Below are 16,685 nucleotides of genomic sequence, written 5' to 3'. Positions count from 1 at the left end.
GAGAAACACCAGCATGACGAACAACGATCAGATCATCGTGGTCACCGAGGAGAAGCGTCGCCGCCGCGGCGCGATCTGGGTTGCCGCCGGGGCGGCCGCGCTGCTCATGGGCGGTTCGACCTTCGCCCTGTGGTCCGCCTCCGACACCTTCTCGGGCGGCACCATCACGGCCGGAGACCTCAACATCGCGCAGCTGCAGGACACGTCGTTCTGGGACGTGTCGAACGACCGTGCCGATGCCACCGCGGTGGTGGGGGCGACCGATGGCTCGCAGAAGGGCCACCTGATCGCCGACATCGACACCTGGCGCATCGCGCCCGGCGACAAGCTCGCCGCATCCTTCGAGACGACCGTCACGCTCGAGGGCGACAACCTCGTCGCCCGTGTGGGCCTCGACGGTCTGGACAAGCTCAAGTCGAACATCTCGGGCATGTCCTACAGCTACGAGGTCTACTTCGGCGACAAGCTGCTCGTGAACGAGACCGCGCTGCCGACCGGAGCCGACGCGCCGCTGATGTACCTCGCGGCGCCGACGGCCGGCCAGGCCAACGGGCTCAGCGACGCGACCAACGGCGTCCTGGGCAGCACCGCGACCGCTGTGAACGGCGTCGCCGCTCAGACGGCGGTGTTCGAGATGGCCGGGACCACCGCCGACCTGAACGTCGTCGTGTACGCATCGTTCTACGAGGACCTCGACGGCGACTTCCGCTACTCGCCCACGGACAAGACCGTCACCGACCGCACCGACGTGCGTCTGGCGGATACCCTCGCCGACCTCACGCTGAACCTCACGCAGGTGCGTGACACCGGAGCGCAGTTCAGCTGACCCGGTTCCGGTCGCGGCACGCGACCCCGTGCGACCCGCCGTGCCCGACGGCGGGTCGCACGGCCCCGGCGAGCGACGCCTTCGCCGAGCGCCGACCACGACAGACGACGACCGACGAGGAGAGGACGATGCGAAGGATCCTGCAGACCCGTAACCCGGGGGCGGTGCGCACCGCACGGGCCGGCGACACGGCGCGCTGGTTCGACTCCCCGTGGCGGATCGCGCTCCGCGCGGTCTTCTCCGCCGTGGTCGTCATCGCGATCGCCGCTGTCGTCGCGCTCGTGGCCGTGCCCCGCGTCTCCGGAGGGGACGCCCTGACCGTCCTGTCGGGTTCGATGGAGCCGACGTTCTCGGCCGGCGATGTCATCGTCGTCGCGGGAGCTGATCCGGCGACGGTGTGCACGGACGTGTCGATCGGGTCGATCGTCACGTTCTTCCCGGAGCCCAACGACCCCACCCTCGTCACGCATCGCGTCGTCGGCAAGACGATCGGGTCCTTCGCGGACGGAACGGACTGCCGTCTCATCACCCAGGGCGATGCGAACACCACCGCCGATGCCCCGGTGTCGCCCGAGCAGGTGCGCGGCACGTTCCTCTATGGCATCCCGGGGGTCGGCTGGATCCGCCAGTGGATCGCGGAGAACCCGCTGCTCGCCGCTGGTGGTCTGGCTGCGCTCATCGCCGCCTGGCTCCTCTGGGCTCCCCGGCGCCGGCGCACCACCGTGATCCCCGCGATGCCGCAGCCCGCCCCCGCGCGGCGCGACGATGATGCCGAGCTGCGCTTGCGTGAGCTGGATCTGCGCGAACGCGAGCTCGAACTCCGCGAGCGCGAGCTGGAACTCGCCCTCAGGCGCGCCTCGGGAAGCGCGAGCCCGCCCGCGACCGATGAGGTTCACCTCGACACCCCGCTGTTCGAAGCTCTCGAACAGGTCCTGCGCGAAGCAGATCCCGGTGACGTCGCGCCGCGGCAGCCCGGATCCCGATACTGGAGCGAGCAATGACCGCCTCCCCGCCCGCCGCACACTCCGCTCCACGCGTCATCGCCCGGTCTGTCGTCTCCGACGGCGGCCTCACACCTCGGGGCCGCGCCGCCGCCGGGATCCTCGCCATCGTGCTGCTCCTCGCCCTCGTAGCCGGACTCGCCGCGGCGAACGCTCTGCCGTTCGCGGGTGCCCCCGGTCATACCGTCGGTGCCGACGATGCCGCAGAGAGACGAGAAGCCTCGACTCACCCCTCCGCACGCGCCGCCCCGACGGGCAATCCTCTCCAGGCCGAGTGGAACGGACCCACGGTCAGCCTCGACTGGCGAGGTGTGCCGTATGCGCGCGCCGAGACGAGCTTCATCGGTGATCGCACCGCGGCGCCCGGCGACCGCGCGATGCGCGCTCTCGATGTCGTCAACGCCGGGCCGGGACCGGGCGTGATGACGGTGACCCTCGACGCGATGCAGCACATCCCCGCGCTGGCGGAGAACCCGGATCTCGCCGAGGACGTCACGATCTTCTGGGAGGTGGGCGGGGTCGAGGGAAGCCGGACGTTCGACGCGCTCGCCGCGTCGGGCCGAGTCGAGCTCGCTCAGCTGGCGCTCGACCGGTCGGAGCAGACGAGGATCGTCGTCGGCTTCGCCATGCCCGCGGAGATCGACCGCTCGCGCGCCCTGGGGGCGCCGTCGACCATCCTCAGCTTCGACGTCGGCGTGGAGATGCGTGGCGACGGTTCGGACGCTCCTCCGGGGCTCGCAGCCACGGGCGGCCAGATCGCCGCCGCCGCGATCGCCGCGGCGGCGCTGCTCTCGCTCCTCGGCCTCCTGCTGCTCGCGCGTCGACGCGACCGCGTGTGCGACCTCTGCGAGCGTGAGCTGTCCCGCCGTGACGCCCGTGTGACAGTCCGCGCGCCGGGCGGGAACGAGGACACGCTCTGCGTCGAGTGCGCCCGCGCGGGCGTGCTGCTATGAATGACGAGGTCCGGGTTTTCTCCGACGGCATCCGCCGGTGCGATGGCCGCCGGGAGAGGGGAATGCGTGCGAGGTAGGGAACTCAGCCTGGCAAAAGCCGAGGGCCTCATCTCCGCGGGCCGGAGCGTCGACGTCGTCGGCTCTCGGGGGAGCGGGCGTAGCGAGTTCCTCCGCGCCCTCGGTGACCGTCTCAACGGACAGGGGTGGCTGGTCCTCTCGATCCGGGGCGTCGCCTCGCTGCGGTCGACCCCGTTCGCCGCGATCACCATGGCCGGCGTCGCGGAGGTGCCCCCGCCGATGCGTACCGACGGGATCGCTGAGCGCTTCGTCCAGCAGCTCTCCGCCACGGTACAGGCCCACCGTACGGCCATCCTGCTCGACGACTGGAACGATCTCGACGAGTCGTCGTGGGGCGTCATCGATTACGTCCGCGCCGTCACCGGCGTTCCCGTCGTGATATCGCGTCTCATGGGCCTGTCGGCGCGGCACACTCCCAGCGGGCTCGCCGCCTCGTCGCTGGCCCAGACGTCGTCCATCGACATGATGCCGTTGCGCTTCGAAGAGCTGGACGACGTCCTGACCGAACACCTGGGCGGTGCGCTCGACTCGGCGACCTCGCGCCGGATCTACGCAAATTCGGGCGGCAACGTCGGGCTCGCGCTGGCCATCATGGATGCGCTGGCTCGCGACGGCAGACTCGTTCAGCTCTCGGGCGAGGTGTGGTCCGGGGTCGGGGAGATGTGGAGCCCAGCGTTGCGGAGCGTCGTCGAGATGCACCTCGAAGGGCTCGATCCGCCGGCGCGTGACGCGCTCGAGATCATCGCGATGATGGGCAACCCGGATCTCGACACGGTGCGCCGGCTCGTGGAATGGGAGACGCTCGAGTTCCTCGAGGAGCGTGCGATGATCGCGTTCGTCCGCGCGGTTCCGGTCAACCTCGTCTCGGTGGTGCCGCCGCTCTTCGTGAGCTACTTCCGGCACGAACCGCTGTCGGCGCGGCGGATCAGGCTGACCGAGAAGGTCATCGACACCCTCGGCGAGAGTTCGGGGGCGATCGAGGCTCTGGGCGAGTGGGCGGCAGCACCCATCGCCGAGACTGCCGATGCCCTTTTCGCGGGGATGCTGCGAGAGAATGCGACGACGCGCAGACTCGTCGCCGCCTACGAGTGGGAGACGAACCCGACGGTGCGCACCGCTACGGCGTATGTCGCAGTGCTGTCGCAATCCGGCCAGAATCAGTCGGCCGAGACGATCGCACGGGTCCTCGCGATGACCGATCCGCGCAGCGGCGATCTCGCCTCGCGCGCGGCATACTGCCGGTTGCGGGCGCGATGGCTCGCATATGGTCTCGGCGACCCTGACGCGGCCGTCGCCTTCCTCAGCGATCAGGCGGGCGAGCTGTCGGGGTATGGCCGGGTGCTCGATGCGACGCGCGTTTCGATCCTCGCCGACCTGCGCGCACTGCCACGCGGGTGGGAGGCTGAGCTGGAGGTCGCGGACGGGCTGCCCCTCGAGGCGCAGATCGCTCTCCTCGAGGCGAGGGTCTACCTCTTCGCTCTCACCGGCGCGCTGCGAGCATCCGAGGCGGCGTATGCCGAGTTGAGGCGACTCGAACCGGAGCGCGAATACCCCGAGTCGCGCATCATCGCATCCATCGCGCAGCTGGCGGGGGGAACGTTCGAGCCGGCGTATCAGGACCTGCTCACAGGTCTGGCGGAGGCTCGCGGCGCGCTCGACCTCGATGGATTCCGTGCGTACTCGTGCGGAGCGGCGTACGCGCACCTGCACGTGGGCGACGTGGGAGCGCTGGGCGACCTGGTCGACGTCGCCCTCTCGACGGGGGCCCTCGCGCCGCTGCCGCCGGGCGGACGCGCCATGATCCTGGTGGCGGCGGCGATGCTCGCCGCCGGGCGGGGGCAGAGCGACCTCTGTACCAAATATGCTTCCCTAGCGCGCCAGGAAGGCGTCGTCGGTGGGTCGTTCCCGGGCCAGTCGCTCGCGTGGATCGATGCCGCGGTCGAGACGATCACGGGTAGGCCTGAGGCGGCCGCGCAGCTGCTCTGGGACGACGCGCTCTCGCTCCGCCGACGGGGCGCGCTGTTCGCCGCCCATCTGGGCATGCTGGCCGCCGTCGAGATCCATCCCTCCCAGGAGCGGCTCGACAGCGTGCTCCGGTTCCTGGAGGACACCCCGGACCTCGTCGTCCTGCGCACTCAGGGCGAGTACCACCGGGCGCTTCTCGAGCGCGACCCGGCCGCGCTGCGCAGCGCCGGGGAAGCGCTTCAGCGCTACGGGCGGTCGGGAATGGCGATGGCGGCGTACCGCGCGATCGCAGGGTGGGCGGCCGAGGACCGTGATGCTGAGGCGGCGGCGGTCGCGACGCAGCTCGAGCATGCCCTGCGTGAGCAGCTCGGGAATCGGACGGTCAACTCGGCGCGCTTCTCGGTGTGGGCATCGCGCTTGACCAAACGGGAGACCCAGGTCGCAGAGCTGGTCGCCTCCGGAATGACCAACCAGGAGATCGCCGTCGCCCTCGTCGTGAGTACTCGCACGGTGGAGAGCCACGTGTACCGGGTGATGCGAAAACTCGACGTGACGGCGCGCGAGCTCATCGGTCCGCGACTCGCGGGCGCGCGCACCTCGGCGTGAGCGGTGGGCACCTGCGCTGACGGGTGAACCGGCGGGTGAATTCCGCGGCGACGGGTGACGCGCGGCGACGCGCACGCTGAGGATGGAAAGGAACGGTGGGGTGAGGGCCGGACGGCCGGGGGGATCGTCCGCCCCTCGCCCGGCCCCGCGTCGTCAGCGGGCGATCGTCGCGACCGTGTCGCCCGCCCACACGATGACCTCGTCCTCGAACGCCGCGATCGCGGCGGGGGCCGCCGGATCGGTGCCGGGGACGCACTCGGGCGCCGAAACAGCACCCGCCGCGTCGACCCACGACAGGGACAGGGCGCCGTCGCAGGTGCCGGCGTGGACACGCGCGACCGCCGTCGAACGGCCCAGGACGTCGAGGGCGACGGCATCCGTCAGCGGCAGGGGAGCGAAGGCGCCCGTCCCGACCCGCGTGTAGGGGACGCCCTCGCAGATGAGCGCCGTCTGCTGCGCTCCCACGCGCACGCTGGCGGGGGAGGCGCACGGCAGGGGCGCCTCCCCCGACGGCGACGCGAGCACCGTCGGGGCCGATCCCGACGGATACGTCGCGCGCGCCAGCAGATCGGGGTAGGGGTCCCAGAACCGCCCCTGCGTGAACGTGCGGAGCAGCTGCGGAGCGCACTCCGCCAGGTCCGCCACGAGCTCGGCCTCGGTGCCGGAGAGCCCCGACAGCGCGCGGACCTGCCCGATGCCGCGCGAACGCGGCGTCACATCCACCCAGCTGGTGCCGTCGTCGTCGGAGCGTTCCACGACGGGCTCCTCGGCGCCGCACGCCCCCGCCGTGGCGCGCCACAGCGTGCCCTCGGCGGAACGGGCGAGGAACCGCTCGTCGGCGCCGCTCGCGGCGGGCGCCGCGGTCGGGGTCGGCGACGGGGTCGCGGGCGGGCGGCCTTCGCTGCGGAACGAGAAGCTCGGCACCGGCCCCGCTGTCGGGGCGACGGCCGGCTGCGCGCCGCGGTCGGTCTGCAGCGCCAGGGCCGTCAGGGCCACCACGACCAGCGCGAGGACGCCGACCCCGGCCACCGACAGCGCGCGGGCGATCGGCGATCCGGTCAGGTCACGTCGCGCCATGCGCCATCAGCTCGCAGAGGGATCGGAGCGCCGGGAGTCGTCCGACGAGCGCGTGCGGAACCCCAGCTCGTCGAGCGTCGGGGCGGCCGCCGGCTCGCTCGTCCGCGCACCGCGGCGCCGACCGCGCGGCTGCTTCGCGCGCGCGGCGGGCGTGCCCCGTCGCGCCTCGCGTGCCGCGGTCTCCTCCTGGGTGTAGCCGTAGCCGTACCCGTACCCGCCGTAGTACGCGTCGGGCCCGCGCGTGGGCACCATCGTGAGGACGATCCCGGCGACCTTGGCGTCGACGGTCTGCAGGGCGTCGATCGCACCGGTGAGCTGGTGACGGGTCGTACGCCCGGCGGCGACGCCGACGATCGCGCCGCTGGTCGCACGCGCGAGGATCGCCGCGTCGGTCACGGGCAGGAGCGGTGGGGCGTCGCACAGCACGACGTCGAAGTCGCGCTCGAGCACCTCGAGCAGCTGGCGCATCTGCGGCGACGCGAGAAGCTCGCTCGGGTTCGGCGGGATCTTGCCCGAGGGCAGGACGTACAGGCTCCGCCCGCCCCACGGCAGCATCACGTCGCCCAGACGCGCGCGGCCGATGAGGACGTCGGTGAGCCCCGCTCCGCCTTCGAGGCCGAGGTACTCGTCGACCTTCGGCTTGCGCAGGTCGGTGTCGAGCAGCGCGACCTTCTTGCCCGCGTCGGCGAGCGCGATGGCGAGGTTGATCGTCGTGGTCGACTTGCCCTCGCTCGGCACCGAACTGGTGACGACGAAGCTCGAGCGGCCGCCCATGTCGAGGAACTGCAGGTTGGTGCGCAGCGCTCGGAACGACTCCGCGCGCGGGCTCAGCGGGTCGGCGTGGACGATGAGCGGCCGGTCCTTCGCCTTCGGGTCGAAGGCGATCGCGCCGATCAGCGGCGATTCGGTGACCTGCTCGACGTCGCGCGAACTGCGGATGCGCGTGTCGAGGACCGTGCGCAGCACCGCGATCCCGATCCCGAGCGCGAGGCCGACGAGGAGGCCGAGCGCGAGGTTCAGGGGGACGTTCGGACTCGACGGGCTCAGAGCCGGCTGCGCGTCGCGGACGCGCGAGAGCTGGATGGGGCTCGCGCCCGAGTCGCTCGCCGGCTCGATCGCCGGGACCGCGGCCGACAGGCTCGCCGCCAGCGCGTTGGCGATGTCGGCGGCGGCGACGGGATCGGTGTCGACCACGGTGATGGTGATGAGCGTCGTGTTCAGGGCGGCGCTCGCGCTCACCTGTTCGGCGAGCTGGCCCGCCGTGATGCCGAGGCCGAGCTCGGCGATCACCGGGTTCATGACGATGGGCGTCGAGACGAGGCCGACGTAGGTGTTGATGCGCGCCTGCGCGAACGTCGAGCCCTGCTGCAGCTCGGCGACGCTGCCGGAGGTCTGGGTCGACACGAAGACCGTGCTCGACGATTCGTAGGTGGGCGTGCGCGTCAGCGAGTAGGCGGCAGCCGCACCCACACCCACGAGGGTGACCACGAGGATCACGATCCAGTTCTTGCGGAGGATGCGGATGTAGTCGGAGAGCTCCATGCTGCCCTTCGGTGCTCGCCACGAGGGCGTCGGCGGAAACTCGGATCAGTCTGCCACAGCCATGTTTCCGGCCGGAGTCGGATCGCGCGTGCCGGATCAGGCCGTCGTCGCCGTCGCGAACTCGACGACGCGAACCACCTGATCGATGGCCGGATCGAGCTGAGCGGCCGACGTCTCGTAGGTCGCCCACGACCGCCGGTAGGGGTCGATGACGTCGTCGTCGGCGGGGTCGGCCGGCGGGAGCACGAGTCCGCGCTGTCCGGCGACCGCCGCGACCGCGGCGCGCAGGCGTCCGGCGGCATCCTGGTCCGCGGCCGCATCGACGGCATCGCGCAGGGCGGTGTCGGACAGCGACGCCGCGAGGCGTCCGAACTCGCGCACCGTGAACGCCACGCGGGTGCGGGCGGGGACCAGCTCGGCGACGGCGCGCCGGTGCTCCCGAGCCATCGCCAGGACGAGGTCCGCCGAGCCCAGGTGCTGCTCGGTGAGGAAACGCGCCCGATGTGCGGCGGCATCGGGGGCCGCGACGCCGCGAGCCAGCGCCAGCTGCTGCGCCTCGGCGGTCATCGGGTGATCGGCCAGGCCGCGCGTCCCCGCGCTCGCGACGCGTACGTCTCTGCCGGCCAGCCGCGTCTGCAGCAGCAGCGCGGCGAGGGGGGAGCGGCAGATGTTCCCCGTGCAGATCGTCGCGATCTCGATCATGGGGACCTCCGCAGAAGGGCAGCGGCGGTCGGCGGGCCGCCGGTAACGTGGGCGCGTGCACACCCACCCTAGCGAGCCGGTCGCGTCCGGCGCCGATCCCGCCGTCGACCCGTCGGCGGAGCACGAGCCGTCGCGCTCGCGCCGCCCGCGTCGCCGTCGCATCGACTGGCGTCAGGGCGGATCCAGCGTGCGCGACTGGCGCGAGATGATGCTCGCCTGGTCGCTCGTCAGCTTGGGCGGCGGCATCATGCTCGGGTATCTCGTGCTGTGGCTCCAGCCCGCGGCGTCGTGGTCCGGCATCGCGGCGACGGCGGCGCTCTGGCTCGGGATGCTGATCCCCGTCGTCCTGGCGCTGCGCCTCTCCCGGCCCGCAGGGCTCCTCCGGTTCCGCCCCGCCGACCTCCTCATCGGGCTCGGGTTCGGCGCCGTGCTGCGTCTGGCCCAGGGGCTCATCCAGCAGAGCGTCGAGGGGCAGGCCCGCTTCCCCGGGCTCCTGCTCGTCGACGGCGGGCTTCCCGCGAGCTGGTGGCTGACGGATGCCGCCGCCGCCGGCCTCGTCGCGCCGGTCCTGGAGGAGTTCTTCTTCCGCGGTGTCGTGCTCGTCGCCGTCTACACGTTGCTGCGCCGTCCCGCGGGACCGGCGACGGCCGGTGTCGCGGCCCTGCTCGTCTCGACCGCCGTCTTCCTCGTCAGCCATCTCGTCGGCGGCGACCTCGGCGTCGACGGCGTGCTGTCGATCGCGCTCGTGGGCGCGGTGTGCGCGGGGCTCGTGCTCGTGACCGGGCGCATCTGGACGGGCGTCGTCGCGCACGTCGTATACAACCTGTCGGGCGTCGGCCTCGCCCTCATCGGGACGTTCGCGGCCTGAGTCCTCGGACCGGCACGGAGCCCGCATGACGACCTGGTGGAACGCGGTCTCGGGCGGCGGCTTCTACACGCGCTGGAGCGCCGCCGTGTCACTGCTGGTGGCGGGGATCTTCTCGGTGCCCTCCGTCGGCGGCGTCGGCATCGAGGCCTACCTGCGCGGCGCGGCGGTGGCCGTCCTCGGGTGGGCGGTCCTCGCAGCGCTGCTCGTTCCGGTCGCCGTCGCCGAACGCCGCCTGTCGTCGCGGGCCGGCCGCGGTGCGCTGGTGCTCGGCGGCCTGCTCGTGGTGGCCACGATGCGATCCTTCGTCAACGACGCGATCAGCTCGGCGCTGTTCGGCATCATCCCGAGCGGACCGATGCCCTCGCGCATCGCGACCAACCTCGTGACCGCTCTCGCGCTGCTGTCGATCGTCGCCGTCATCACCTCGCGGCACGCCGCCTCGCGTGCTGCCGCCGAGCGGCTGCGCACCGCCCTCGCGCGGGTCGCGAGCGCCGAGGCGCAGCGGCAGCGCGTCGCGGCGGAGGCGCGGGATGCGCTCGTGAGCGGTATCGCGGCACTCCGCCGCTCCCGGGAGCGGATGCTCGACGGTCCCGTCGACTTCGAGGCTGTCCGCGCCTTCTCCGAGGACGTCCGCGGACTGAGCCACCGCGTCGACCGGTTGCTGCGCTCGAACGACGACGGCGCTGCGCCGGGGGCGCTGCCGCACGACGCGGACGCGCCCCTGTCGATGCGGCTGGTCGCTCCGCCCTGGCTCAGCGTCGCACCGCTCTACGCCCTGGCCTGCTTCCCCTACGCCGTCGCGGCCGGCGGAGCGGGGGTGGGGCTCGCGGGTCTCGTCGGCGGCATCCTCGTCGACCTCGTCGCCGGCGCCGCCGTGCGCCGCTGGGCCCGTCCCCCGCGTCCCGCCGCGTTCGTGGCCGTCTGGACCGCCGCCGGGGTGGGGATGAGCGTCGTCACCTACCTCTTCTTGCCGCGCATCGGGGTGCTCGGGCTCGTCCCGGTGCTCGCGGTCCCCGTCGTCGCGGTGCTGGTCGGTCTCTGTCGCGACGCCCTCTCGCGGGCCGGCGCCGACGAGCGGCGTGCGGCGGGCGGACTGGCCGAGGTCGCCCGTGAGGCGGCCGAGGTCGACGAGAGCGCACCGGTGCGTCGCGCGATCGACGTGCTGCACGGCCGCGCGCAGGGCGCGTGCGTCGTCTTCGCGGCCCGCGTCGACGAGCGCGCCCCGACGCCCGACGAGATCGCGGACTTCCGGAGCCGCACCGAGGCAGCGTTCCGCGAGATCCTCCACGCCGGATCCGACGAGAGGATGCCGCCGGGCGAATCGCTCGATCGCCTGATCGAGGCGTGGACGCCCGCCGTCGCCGTCACGCAGCGGATCGACGACGCCGTCCGGCTGCGGCTGCGCGACCCCGAGACCGCCGAGCGCGTCGCCTCGGTCGTCACCGACGCGCTCGTCAACGCCGTCAAGCACTCCGGTGCGCGTCGCGCTCAGGTGATCGCACGCGTCACCGGGTCGGGATCGCTCCTGCTGCGGGTCGCCTCGCCGGGCCGGCTCGCCCCGCGCCCCGGACGCGGCCTCGGGACCATCGGACGCCGCGTCTTCCAGGACGGCGGCGACGTCGTCCTCGAGACGGTCATCCCGCCGCCGTCACTGTGAGGGCGGCAGCCGCAGGGTGACCGTCGTCCCGGCCCCCGGGGTGCTCTCGATGAACGCCTCGCCGCCCAGCCGGCGCGCGATGTCGCGGACGCTCGCGAGTCCGACGCCGGTGCCGCCGTCGCCGGGGTCGGAGAGACGTCCCCGGCGGTAGGGCTCGAAGATCGTCGCGAGGTCGGCCGGATCGATGCCTCGCCCGCTGTCGGCGACCGACACGACCGCGGCATCGGGCTGCTCCGACACCGAGATCACGATCGCGTCCTCGCTGTACTTCGCCGCGTTGTCGATGATGTTCGCGAGCGCGCGGCGCAGCAGTGCGCGATCGGTCGACACGTGCGCGTGCCCGGCGCCGCGCACGTCCACCCGTTCGTTGACGTCTCCCGGGAGCACGAGCTCGGCCGCCTCGCGGGCGAGCGCCAGCAGATCGGTCTCCTCGCTCTCGTCGCCGTGACCTCCCCGTACGTGCGAGGACAGCTCGCCCACCATCGCGATGATGTGGTCGGTGACGCGCGAGACGTGCTGCAGCAGTCCCGCCTGAGCTTCCGGGATCTCGTCCTCGAGCAGGTCGACATACCCGCGCAGGGCCGTGATGGGAGAGAGGAGGTCGTGCGCGAACGCGCGGAGGAAGCCGTCCTTCTCGTCATCGATGCGCTTGGCCTCGCTCAGATCCCGCACGATCTTCACGAACCCCGCGGGTGCGCCGTCCTCGTCGCGGACGGCCGTGATGAGCACGTGCGCCCAGACGAGCGAGCCGTCACCGCGGACCCGCCAGCCGGTGTCCTCGACCGAGCCCTCGGCGCGCGCGGTGGCGAGCAGCCGCTCCGGACGGCCGCGCTCGCGGTCCTCGGCCCGGTAGAACCGCGCGAAGGACGTGCCGATGACCTCCGCTGCGGCGTACCGCTTCAATCGCTCCGCCCCGGGGTTCCACGACCGCACGACGCCGGCGTCGTCGAGCTCGACGATCCCGACCGACGTCACCTGCGCCGCCCAGTCGGTCGCGGCGCCGGCGAGGGCGGCCTCGGCCGCGGGGGCGTGGTCGTAGGGGGAAGCGCTCATCGTCGTCGTCACCTCGAACGGGCCGAGTTGTCGAGAGTCTCAGCGTCGGGATCATTCTCCTGTCGCGACGAATGTCCCGCCTGGACTTGACATCGGGGCCTCGAGGGCCCGTTCGCCCGGCGGGGTGGTCGGCAGGACAGTCGGCAGGACGATGGCCATCGCGGTGCCGCCCGACGCCGATGCCGCCACCCGGACGCGACCGCCGTGCGCCACGACAGCATTGCGCACCACGGAGAGCCCGATGCCGAAGCCCTGGATCGCGTGCTGGCGAGCGTAGGGGGTCCGGTAGAACGGATCGAACACCCGGGTCCGCTCGAGCGAGGTCAGTCCGGGGCCGCTGTCGCTGACGACGATGTGGATGCCCGAGTCGTCGACGCGCTGGCCGATGACGACGACCGAAGCGGGCGGGCTGAACTTCACGGCGTTCACCAGCAGCTCCTCGAGGGACTGGCGGATGCGGACGGGGTCGAGCACGACGCGCTCGTCCGTCGCCCCGATCTGCTGGATCGAGCTGCCGCGTCGTTCGGCCTGCGGCGTGACGGCGCGCACCGCCGAGGCGATCAGGTCGCTGAGGGCCACGGGCCGGGGTGACACCTCGGTGTCGGTCGAGGCGGCGGCGAGGAGCTCGTTGATCCGGTCCGTCAGCACGAGGACGTTGCGCTCGACGAGCGAGAGATAGCGCGTCGCGGCCGGATCGTCCGGCCGGACCCGCTCGGTGAGGAGATCGAGATAGCCGGTCACGCTCGTGAGGGGCGTGCGCAGCTCGTGCGACACGGTCCGCAGGAAATCGTGACGGATCTGCGCGGCGTCGGCCATCTCGGTCACGTCGTGGGCGACGACGAGCGTTCCCAGCAGAGTGCCGTCGGCGCGGCGTACCCGGTCGGAGTCGGCCAGGATGGCGCGCTGCTCGGCCGGCGGACCGACCCATTCGACGGCCTCGCCCACGCTCTCGCCGCGCAGGGCGCGCGGGATGAGCTGGTCGTTGTGGGGGACCGGCGTGCTGCGATCGGCGGCGAGGACGGCATCCCCCGCATAGGGCGCCTCGTCGAGGGAGAAGCCCATCGCCCGCGACAGGTCCTCGGCCGTGCGGTTCGCCAGGACGAGGCGGCCGGCATCGTCGTAGAGCGCGACGCCGCTGCGGACGGTGTCGAGCACGGTGCGCAGGACGAGCTCGTTGTCGTGCGCCCGCGCGAGCGCGCGGGCCCGCTCCTCGTGCGATGCGCTCAAGCGGCGTGCGTTGCGCCGCAGATGCTGGGCGGCGATGTTGACGACGACGGCCACGGCCAGGATGAGTCCGGGCAGGGTGAAGACGTTGGCCCACTCCAGCGGCGTCGCCGGCCAGCTGCCGCGGACGATGAAGGGGAGCGACGTCATGAACGCCGCGCCGCCCACCGCGGCGGTGAACGCGACCGGCGGGAAGCCGTACGCGATCCAGAGGATCGGGAAGATCGCCAGCATGCTCACCCCGGGAAGGAGCCAGACGACTTCGGTGCGCAGGAGTGCGACGGCGACGATGTCGGCCACGGCCAGGGCGATCAGCCAGGACGACGAGAACAGCTCCCACGGGACGAGCGCGCCGGCCATCGAGGCCACGATGACGAGGACCACCGCGGCGCCCACGAACGGTGACGAGAGCGACGACGGCGCCCCGACGGCGAGAGCGGCGATCACGACGAACGTGCCGATCACGAAAGGCAGCTGCGCGCGAGTGAACACCCGGATGCGCCCGGCGCGCGCACGCTGCGGTTCGAACAGGGGCATTCCGGGGTCTCCGATCGAGGGTGCATGAGAGATCGAGGACGGCCCGGGGGGACAGGCGCGGCTTTGATAACGTCGACCGATAGCGTACGCTGTCTCTTTGGTGCGCATGCCACGCAGGCGTGTCGCCACGAACGTGAGCCCTCCACTGGCGTGTTCGTCTCGGACGAACCACCCCGGAGCGGGATTCACGAACTCCTCCGTTCGATTCAAGAAAGCAGCACTACTGTGACGCGCACTTTCACCCCCAAGGCTGGCGAGATCCAGCGCGAGTGGCTGGTCATCGACGCAACCGACGTCGTCCTCGGCCGCCTCGCCTCGCACGCCGCCGTTCTCCTCCGCGGCAAGCACAAGGCTTCCTTCGCGCCCCACGTCGACACCGGTGACTTCGTCATCGTCGTCAACGCCGACAAGGTGGCGCTGACCGGTCAGAAGCTCCAGAAGAAGATGGCGTACCGCCACTCGGGCTACCCGGGCGGCCTCAAGGCCGTCTCGTACGAGGAGCTGCTCGAGAAGAACCCCGTCCGCGCGGTCGAGAAGGCCATCCGCGGCATGCTCCCGAAGAACAGCCTGGGCCGCCAGCAGCTCTCGAAGCTCAAGGTCTACGCCGGTGCCGAGCACCCGCACGCTGCGCAGCAGCCCACCACCTACACCTTCGACCAGGTCGCCCAGTAAGCGCCGCGAAAACACTCAAGGAAACACTGATGGCGAAGATCGCTGACTCCCTCGAGGAGACCCCCCAGAACTACTCGACCGAGACGCCCGCCTCGGAGGCCGCCGCCGCTTCCGCGCCGCGTCCGGTCCTCTCGGTCCCCGGCGCCGCCGTGGGCCGTCGCAAGCAGGCCATCGCCCGCGTGCGCCTCATCCCCGGTTCGGGCACCATCACGGTCAACGGGCGCACGCTCGAGGACTACTTCCCGAACAAGCTGCACCAGCAGCTCATCAACGACCCGTTCACGGTGCTCGAGCTCGCCGGCTCGTACGACGTCATCGCGCGCATCTCCGGTGGTGGCCCCTCGGGTCAGGCCGGCGCGCTGCGCCTGGGCATCGCCCGCGCGCTCAACGAGATCGACGCCGAGAACAACCGCCCGACCCTGAAGAAGGCCGGCTTCCTCTCGCGCGACGCTCGCGTCAAGGAGCGCAAGAAGGCCGGTCTCAAGAAGGCGCGTAAGGCTCCGCAGTACTCGAAGCGTTAAGCTCCGTGGCGCTGTTCGGTACGGACGGTGTTCGGGGGCTGGCCAACGGCCCCCTCACCGCCGAACTCGCACTCACCCTGGCCCAGGCGACTGCCGTCGTCCTGGGCCAGGGCCGTATCGCCGAGGCGCGCAAGGCCGCCGGCAAGCGGCTGACCGCTGTCGTGGCACGCGACCCCCGCGTCTCGGGGGAGTTCCTCTCGGCCGCCGTCGCCGCCGGGCTCGCCTCGTCGGGCGTCGACGTGCTCGACGCGGGCGTCCTGCCCACTCCGGCCGCTGCGTTCCTCGTCGGCGACATCGACGCTGACTTCGGGGTCATGGTCTCGGCATCCCACAACCCCGCCCCCGACAACGGCATCAAGATCTTCGCGCGCGGCGGCGTCAAGCTCCCCGACGAGGTCGAGCGCCGGATCGAAGAGGCCCTCACGGGGCCCAAGCTGCAGCCCACGGGCGCCGATGTCGGCCGCATCAGGGTGTTCGCCGACGCCGAGGACCGCTATGTCGTCCACCTGCTCGGCTCGCTGCCGCACACGCTCGACGGAATCCACGTCGTCATCGACTGCGCGCACGGCGCGGCGTCCGGGGTGTCGCCGCAGACGTTCCGCGACGCCGGTGCGAAGGTCACCGTCATCGGCGCCGACCCCGACGGCCTCAACATCAACGACGGCGTCGGGTCGACCCACCTCGACCGGGTGGCGGCCGAGGTCATCCGCACCGGGGCCGACATCGGCATCGCGCACGACGGCGACGCCGATCGCTGCCTCGCGGTCGACGCCGAGGGGCGCGTCATCGACGGCGACCAGATCATGGCCATCCTCGCGGTGGCGATGAAGCAGCGCGGACGTCTGCCCTTCAGCACCCTCGTCGCGACGGTCATGAGCAATCTCGGGCTGCACCGCGCGATGGCCGAGCACGGCATCACCGTCGAGCAGACCGCCGTCGGCGACCGCTACGTGCTCGAGCGCATGACCCAGGGCCGTTTCGGTCTCGGTGGTGAGCAGAGCGGGCACGTCATCATGAGCCGTTACGCGACGACCGGCGACGGTCTGCTGACCGGGCTCCACCTCGCCGCCGAGATGGCGCGCCAGGGCAAGACCGCGGCCGAGCTCGCGTCTGTCATGACGGTGTATCCGCAGGTGCTGGTCAATGTCCGCGGCGTCGATCGCGAGCGGGTCGCCAGCGACACGGGCGTCCAGGATGCCGTCGCCGCGGCTACCGCGCGCCTCGGCGATTCCGGTCGCGTGCTCCTGCGCGCCTCCGGTACCGAGCCGCTCGTCCGCGTCATGGTCGAGGCCACGACCGAGGACGAAGCCCGGGCCATCGCCGACGAGCTCGCGGCCGTCGTGGCCGACCGTCTCGCGCTCTGACCGCCGAGCGGCCCCCTCCTCCTTGCGGAGGAGAGGGCC

At 72.1% G+C, this 16,685-nt stretch carries 14 protein-coding genes; 9 read left to right on the top strand and 5 right to left on the bottom strand.

Translation table 11 applies throughout. The features are described 5' to 3' along the window. Positions 1-13: 13 nt before the first annotated feature. From CI089_RS04165 to CI089_RS04150, 4 genes are all read left to right on the top strand, one after another. A complete protein-coding gene (locus CI089_RS04165) occupies positions 14-826 on the top strand; it encodes an alternate-type signal peptide domain-containing protein (RefSeq protein WP_094260393.1) in 813 nt (270 codons plus the stop codon). Positions 827-954: 128 nt separating this feature from the next. After that, the gene (locus CI089_RS04160) at positions 955-1,827 is read left to right on the top strand and encodes a signal peptidase I (protein WP_094260392.1); all 873 of its coding nucleotides are present in this window, start codon (positions 955-957) and stop codon (positions 1,825-1,827) included. Further along, positions 1,824-2,780: a hypothetical protein gene (locus CI089_RS04155; protein ID WP_094260391.1), complete on the top strand. Its 957-nt coding sequence runs from the start codon at positions 1,824-1,826 to the stop codon at positions 2,778-2,780. The genes CI089_RS04160 and CI089_RS04155 overlap by 4 nt, the downstream gene beginning before the upstream one ends. Before the next feature lie 66 nt (positions 2,781-2,846). Continuing rightward, positions 2,847-5,429, top strand: a complete 2,583-nt coding sequence (locus CI089_RS04150) for a LuxR family transcriptional regulator (protein WP_094260390.1) — start codon at positions 2,847-2,849, stop codon at positions 5,427-5,429. A 153-nt stretch (positions 5,430-5,582) separates the two neighbouring features. Here the strand turns inward: CI089_RS04150 and CI089_RS04145 are convergent, their stop codons facing one another. The 3 genes from CI089_RS04145 to CI089_RS04135 form a co-directional block, all read right to left on the bottom strand. Further along, on the bottom strand, positions 5,583-6,506 hold the full coding sequence (locus CI089_RS04145) for a hypothetical protein (protein WP_094260389.1): 924 nt from the start codon (positions 6,504-6,506) through the stop codon (positions 5,583-5,585). Between the two features lie 6 nt (positions 6,507-6,512). Further along, positions 6,513-8,048: a polysaccharide biosynthesis tyrosine autokinase gene (locus CI089_RS04140; RefSeq protein WP_094260388.1), complete on the bottom strand. Its 1,536-nt coding sequence runs from the start codon at positions 8,046-8,048 to the stop codon at positions 6,513-6,515. A 96-nt stretch (positions 8,049-8,144) separates the two neighbouring features. Then, on the bottom strand, positions 8,145-8,750 hold the full coding sequence (locus CI089_RS04135; RefSeq protein ID WP_094260387.1) for an arsenate reductase/protein-tyrosine-phosphatase family protein: 606 nt from the start codon (positions 8,748-8,750) through the stop codon (positions 8,145-8,147). Between the two features lie 55 nt (positions 8,751-8,805). Here CI089_RS04135 and CI089_RS04130 point away from each other — a divergent pair, with 55 nt between their 5' ends. Then, positions 8,806-9,618 carry a CPBP family intramembrane glutamic endopeptidase gene (locus tag CI089_RS04130; RefSeq protein ID WP_094260386.1) on the top strand — a complete coding sequence of 271 codons (813 nt, stop codon included), beginning with the start codon at positions 8,806-8,808 and terminating at the stop codon, positions 9,616-9,618. 25 nt (positions 9,619-9,643) lie between these two features. After that, positions 9,644-11,275: a hypothetical protein gene (locus tag CI089_RS04125; RefSeq protein ID WP_094260385.1), complete on the top strand. Its 1,632-nt coding sequence runs from the start codon at positions 9,644-9,646 to the stop codon at positions 11,273-11,275. Here CI089_RS04125 and CI089_RS04120 read toward each other — a convergent pair. Together CI089_RS04120 and CI089_RS04115 are read right to left on the bottom strand one after the other, a co-directional pair. Then, the gene (locus CI089_RS04120) at positions 11,267-12,328 is read right to left on the bottom strand and encodes a sensor histidine kinase (RefSeq protein ID WP_143738877.1); all 1,062 of its coding nucleotides are present in this window, start codon (positions 12,326-12,328) and stop codon (positions 11,267-11,269) included. The two genes, CI089_RS04125 and CI089_RS04120, sit on opposite strands and share 9 nt — an antisense overlap. Before the next feature lie 51 nt (positions 12,329-12,379). Next, positions 12,380-14,089, bottom strand: a complete 1,710-nt coding sequence (locus CI089_RS04115; RefSeq protein WP_179223219.1) for a sensor histidine kinase — start codon at positions 14,087-14,089, stop codon at positions 12,380-12,382. Positions 14,090-14,314: 225 nt separating this feature from the next. On the opposite strand from CI089_RS04115, the gene rplM reads away from it, so the two are divergent. The 3 genes from rplM to glmM are packed head-to-tail and all read left to right on the top strand — an operon-like array spanning position 14,315 to position 16,646. After that, the gene (gene rplM, locus CI089_RS04110; protein ID WP_023954326.1) at positions 14,315-14,761 is read left to right on the top strand and encodes a 50S ribosomal protein L13; all 447 of its coding nucleotides are present in this window, start codon (positions 14,315-14,317) and stop codon (positions 14,759-14,761) included. Between the two features lie 29 nt (positions 14,762-14,790). Then, the gene (gene rpsI / locus CI089_RS04105) at positions 14,791-15,282 is read left to right on the top strand and encodes a 30S ribosomal protein S9 (protein WP_094260382.1); all 492 of its coding nucleotides are present in this window, start codon (positions 14,791-14,793) and stop codon (positions 15,280-15,282) included. 5 nt (positions 15,283-15,287) lie between these two features. Then, a complete protein-coding gene (gene glmM / locus CI089_RS04100; RefSeq protein WP_094260381.1) occupies positions 15,288-16,646 on the top strand; it encodes a phosphoglucosamine mutase in 1,359 nt (452 codons plus the stop codon). The last annotated feature ends 39 nt before the right edge of the window (positions 16,647-16,685 follow it).

This window comes from Microbacterium sp. Yaish 1 (assembly GCF_002245215.1).
In the GTDB taxonomy this organism is placed as follows: domain Bacteria; phylum Actinomycetota; class Actinomycetes; order Actinomycetales; family Microbacteriaceae; genus Microbacterium.
Note: the sequence above shows the minus strand (reverse complement) of the source record. Positions and strands in the feature narration are given on the sequence as shown.

Coding starts and splice junctions, on each gene's coding strand:
- CI089_RS04120 (WP_143738877.1), bottom strand. CDS start 12,328: ATGAGCGCTTCCCCCTACGACCACGCCCCCGCGGCCGAGGCCGCCCTC.
- CI089_RS04115 (WP_179223219.1), bottom strand. CDS start 14,089: ATGCCCCTGTTCGAACCGCAGCGTGCGCGCGCCGGGCGCATCCGGGTG.
- CI089_RS04145 (WP_094260389.1), bottom strand. CDS start 6,506: ATGGCGCGACGTGACCTGACCGGATCGCCGATCGCCCGCGCGCTGTCG.
- CI089_RS04155 (WP_094260391.1), top strand. CDS start 1,824: ATGACCGCCTCCCCGCCCGCCGCACACTCCGCTCCACGCGTCATCGCC.
- CI089_RS04140 (WP_094260388.1), bottom strand. CDS start 8,048: ATGGAGCTCTCCGACTACATCCGCATCCTCCGCAAGAACTGGATCGTG.
- CI089_RS04125 (WP_094260385.1), top strand. CDS start 9,644: ATGACGACCTGGTGGAACGCGGTCTCGGGCGGCGGCTTCTACACGCGC.
- CI089_RS04160 (WP_094260392.1), top strand. CDS start 955: ATGCGAAGGATCCTGCAGACCCGTAACCCGGGGGCGGTGCGCACCGCA.
- CI089_RS04165 (WP_094260393.1), top strand. CDS start 14: ATGACGAACAACGATCAGATCATCGTGGTCACCGAGGAGAAGCGTCGC.
- rpsI (WP_094260382.1), top strand. CDS start 14,791: ATGGCGAAGATCGCTGACTCCCTCGAGGAGACCCCCCAGAACTACTCG.
- CI089_RS04135 (WP_094260387.1), bottom strand. CDS start 8,750: ATGATCGAGATCGCGACGATCTGCACGGGGAACATCTGCCGCTCCCCC.